Source organism: Candidatus Thermoplasmatota archaeon (assembly GCA_029907305.1).
Lineage (GTDB): Archaea > Thermoplasmatota > E2 > DHVEG-1 > DHVEG-1 > JARYMC01.
Map to the genome: position 1 here is coordinate 1 of JARYMC010000099.1, position 4547 is coordinate 4547.

4 protein-coding genes are annotated in these 4547 nt (G+C 33.6%); all 4 read left to right on the forward strand.

Annotated features, from left to right (window positions below):
• The first annotated feature begins 241 nt into the window (after positions 1 to 241).
• On the forward strand, positions 242 to 1366 hold the full coding sequence (locus QHH19_06715; protein MDH7518015.1) for a hypothetical protein: 1125 nt from the start codon (positions 242 to 244) through the stop codon (positions 1364 to 1366).
• Positions 1367 to 1532: 166 nt separating this feature from the next.
• Positions 1533 to 2882 (forward strand): hypothetical protein, encoded by a 1350-nt coding sequence (locus QHH19_06720; protein MDH7518016.1) that lies wholly within the window; start codon positions 1533 to 1535, stop codon positions 2880 to 2882.
• Positions 2883 to 2892: 10 nt separating this feature from the next.
• Positions 2893 to 3576 (forward strand): hypothetical protein, encoded by a 684-nt coding sequence (locus QHH19_06725; protein ID MDH7518017.1) that lies wholly within the window; start codon positions 2893 to 2895, stop codon positions 3574 to 3576.
• Positions 3577 to 3862: 286 nt separating this feature from the next.
• A partial coding sequence (locus tag QHH19_06730; protein ID MDH7518018.1) for a PAS domain S-box protein occupies positions 3863 to 4547 on the forward strand: 685 nt, incomplete at its 3' end.

Consider the following 4547-nt stretch of genomic DNA (forward strand, 5'->3'; position numbering starts at 1 on the left):
TTGCGACTAAATTTCCTGTGTGGTCTAAAACCCATTTAAATTAAAAGACCTACATATGAAAAGTCGCCCTCCTTTTTTTCTCTATTAGAATCGATCTTGTTTTTTATAATTCCAAAATTATGATTTTTACAATTTGACTTTTTTTCTAGATAGCTTTATATATTGCAACTTAGAGAATAAATGGCATGATATGTATTAACATATCATACGATGATGGATATAGAAGAGGAAGGTGAGAATAGTGATAAAATCAAAGGTGTTTTCAACTATAATAATATCAGCAATAATCATTTCTTTGTTGACAAATATCTTTTTCTTACACACCATAATAATGTTTGGTAAAGCCAACCCTGGTGACATAGGAAATGCTTGGTATAATTCAACTAAGCTGAGGGTTAGTGTACTAGAACTTGCACCAAGGATAAATTGGTATGATTTTCAGTATAACCAGTCTGGTACTTGGGTTTCCAAGCTAAATGATCAAATCGATGTAGATAATATTTCCGAGTATCGATTTATAATAAATATTAGTAGCGACCAAGGCTGGGATGATATAGAATACGTGAATATAACAGCTTGGTATGACAATGGTGACGATAATACTACCTATAACCAGACATTAGGCGGTAACCTAAATATGATGTTGCAATATGAGAATACTACTGGTACTGCTTTTTGGAGGTTGCTGTGGCCTGTTGGCGGTGAGGTCAATGAAGGTAATTATATGGAGATAACTGAGAATGACACATATTACGGCAGCTATGGGTACACTGAGTGTCGCAATTTGTCTTTCTCATTCATTCCTAGTTACCAGTTTAGATATGCTCCTGGTGACGGTTCTTGGGATAAAACAAAAAATGTTACAAATGATCTATTCTCCTGGAATTTTAACATAACAGTTACAGATAGTGGAGAAGGTGCATTGCAAAAAAGCATAGTTTGGATAAACGACGAGTTTGGGGTGTACTCTTATAGTGAAATAGTTAGTGCAGGCTGGCCAGAAATTGTTGGCAACCCAGGCGAGATTGCTACTGCTAATAACAATATAACACTTGTTACTCGCTCCAATGGTAATTACTCATTGTCTGTAGATGTCGATAATTTGACGCATGTAAAACTTGGACCAACTGTTAATATGTCTAGGGAAACTGTGTGGGTCCGTGGCGGTGATAAAGACATCTCTGCTAATTTCACTGCTTTAGGTGATGTCATTTACTTATATGGGGATGTCGGAACCTATCATCCTATGGAAGTCAATGGTACAAGTTTAACAACCAACGATGTAGAATACAAATGTAATATCCCATTTGGTCAGATAGCTGGTGATTATACAGCAACAATAAGATATCATCTGACTACAACATAATAAAAACCCCCCTCTTCTTTTTTTTTCATATTTTTATATAACTTTTTTAATCCATAAAACAGCATTTTTGAAAATATGTTTAAAAGAAAAACTTTAATACACTAATATAGATAAGAATTATGGATGGGTCGCTAAATAATTTCATACAACATGAGAGGTGAATGGGATGAGAATCATAAAAAATATTATTGTTTTTTTGATAGTTATAACAAGTTTATTTTCAATATTTTCAAATGTTACAGCCATTGATAATATAATCATAAACATAAACATGCTTGAAGGCAAAAGACAAACAAGGTTCAATCAACCTGTAATAGTTGCAGGTATCTGGCATTATGTGAATATATCGACGCGAACTGGGAGTTTAGACACATTCACATTTAGGTTATACAAAGGATATACAGTTCCAAGCATTGGTGCTAGAGATGAAACCAACTACTATGAATGGAAATATGATAAAAATAGCATGAATGTATGGACAGACATAAGTGGATACAGTGTAGATTATATAATTAGTGATAGATGTTCTAAAAACGGTGATACCTACAGTTTTTGTATAGGTGTAAAGGACACATTTCCAAATATTGTTGGTTATTATGAAAACTGGACTATAGAGGTTTATGAAAACGAGAATAAATTGCATTCTGAGGATGTTGTTATTGAAAAACCAAAAACAGGTTATTCAATTAGTAAACCCTCTTCTATCATATTTTATGTTGATCCTTTCACAAAAATGACGGTACAGGGTAATACTTTTTTCAAACTTAGTAACGCGGGGAACATTCCATTATATGTAAACATCGATTACTCACAATACGATAACATCGAAATCAATGAGATGAACAAAAAGTTTTCAGTGGGTGAAACAAAAACTCATTACGTAACTCTTCATTCTGAATCTTGGCCACCTGGTATTAAAAAGATTAATGTACAAGTTGAGGGATCGTACCCTAAAACATATTTTTTAGACACAAACGCCACCGTCACTTTATACAGTTCTTTTATAATAGATCTCCCCACCTTCGAAATACATGTTGGGCATAGTAACTACGAGATTATAGAGATCGAAAACACAGGTATAACCTTCCAGTACCTAAAAAAATTAGATATGTATGAAGGTGAGATAAAGGATATAAAAGCATATGTTTCAGGTGATGGGCTAGTAAGTCTAGAGATATGGGCTGATGAAGAAAACGTAAGATTACTTAAACTGTTAGATGGCGGTACAGAAACATCTTCACCAATTAGGTTCACATCAACAATTTCCTCAGAGCGAACTATCACTATGAGAGTAGAGGCTGTTAGCGAAGGCAAAACAGGTATCATAAACTATAGGTTGACCGCTGATGGAGTAACAAAGTCTTACACCACACAGATAACAATTGGTCCACCTAAATCAACAGAAAGCAAATCTTTTACAATGTCCTTAAGCATAGTACAAATCGTTGTAATAGGTTTGATTTTAGTCGTTATTATTTACATGTTTTTCTCCTACTCTAGGCATAAACGGAGGTAAAACCTAAAAAATGAAAAAAATCCTGATCCAATTGTTTTTTATAGCATTCATTTTAAATCTTTTGTTTTCTAATACAGTAGATGCTGGTCAGGCTGGTGTAGGGGTTCTAAACGTTCCACCCAAGTATGGTTATATACGTGTCGAGCAACAAAATGATTTGATGCGTGTGTACCTAACAATCTCTGATTATAACTCCTGGGGTGATATATACGAAGTAAGTGTCACTCTTTATAACTATGAAAAAGAGGTGTCTAAGTTTATTTTTAGACAATACAAGAATTTGGAATCCTATGTTGAAATAAATGAGTTCAGTGAAATACCTGAAAGAAACAATCTTTTAGTAAAAGAGAAATGTTTATACAATAAATCAAACAAAAAGGAAACAATAGATGAGCGTTGTGACATTGAAATAAGGTTTGTTTTCAAAAAAACATGGTTCACGGGTATACATGTTTTGATACAAGACAGACAGGGTTCAAATCCAGCAGAGGCGTACATATATTATAACACTGAAGAGGCAATGAGAAGTGGCAACAACATAGTTATACCAGGATTTGGTGGTATAATAACATTGGTGGTCCCGCCATATATGTTGGATATAATAGCGATAACGATTGGGTTAGCTGGCGCAATATACTATCTTAAGAAGAAAAGGGTTTTGGAAAAAAGAGGGGTTGTTTATGGAGAAATATAGAGATCGCCCCTGGATTTTCACATGCTTCTTTTTTGTATTTTTATCTATTTTTATTTCTGTTAAATTTGTTTTTATATTTTTTTTAAGAGCAGCCTATGAACCATCTTTTATATTTGAGATGACTCCATTCCATCTGTTATCTGGATTGAATAGCCTACAACTAATATTCCTATCCTATATGGTTATCCTTTTTGATACGTACCTGCATGTGAAGGCTACCAGGCGGAGTTTAATTTACTCGTATATACCAACCTCTTTAATACTATCGGGTTTGGGATTAAGTATCATGTTAAATGATGTTGGCCCATCCTATGTTTTGCATTATGTGGTATTTGGTTTTTTCTTGGTTATAGTCCTTGTAGATCACAGGAGGATCTTGAGTTTTGTAACACCTGGAAAAGAACCTGACAGACTATTACTGGAAAGTAAAAAGAAGCCTGTTTTTGTAGAAACTAAAACCGTCAGCCCAATATATGAAACAAGTTATGTACAACCAAAAATAGTTACTGCTGCTGATAAAATTTCAGAAGTAAAAGAAATTCCTGATAACCTCCTTAAAAATTTGCAGATTTTATTTGATGATATTCAATCAAAAACAAAAAAACTCGAGGCTTTAGAAAATGAGATAGAAGAAAGAAGTAAAAAATTATTTGAACAGGAAAAATTGTTTAAAGATTACATAAAATCTTATGTTGAACCAAAAGAAAAAGTAGCTCGTTCCACTAAAGAAATTGTCGTAGAAATTCCTTCCGAAGATCAAATTCTTGTTGAAGAAGAAATCAAGGATAATCTTATTATAGACGATAAAACTGATTGCGTTGCTATCACCCAGAGGGGTGTGTTGAAGAAGGTTAACAACTGTTTCGCGAATTTACTTGGTTACCAACCAGAAGAACTTGTTAACAAAAACTTGTTTGTTTTTATCGCCCCAGAGGGTATAGAGGAGGTAAAAAAACATTATCTAAATAGAT

What these genes read in the sequence shown, in the direction of transcription:
- QHH19_06725 (MDH7518017.1), top strand. Translation starts at nt 2,893, where the DNA reads ATGAAAAAAATCCTGATCCAATTGTTTTTTATAGCATTCATTTTAAAT.
- QHH19_06720 (MDH7518016.1), top strand. Translation starts at nt 1,533, where the DNA reads ATGAGAATCATAAAAAATATTATTGTTTTTTTGATAGTTATAACAAGT.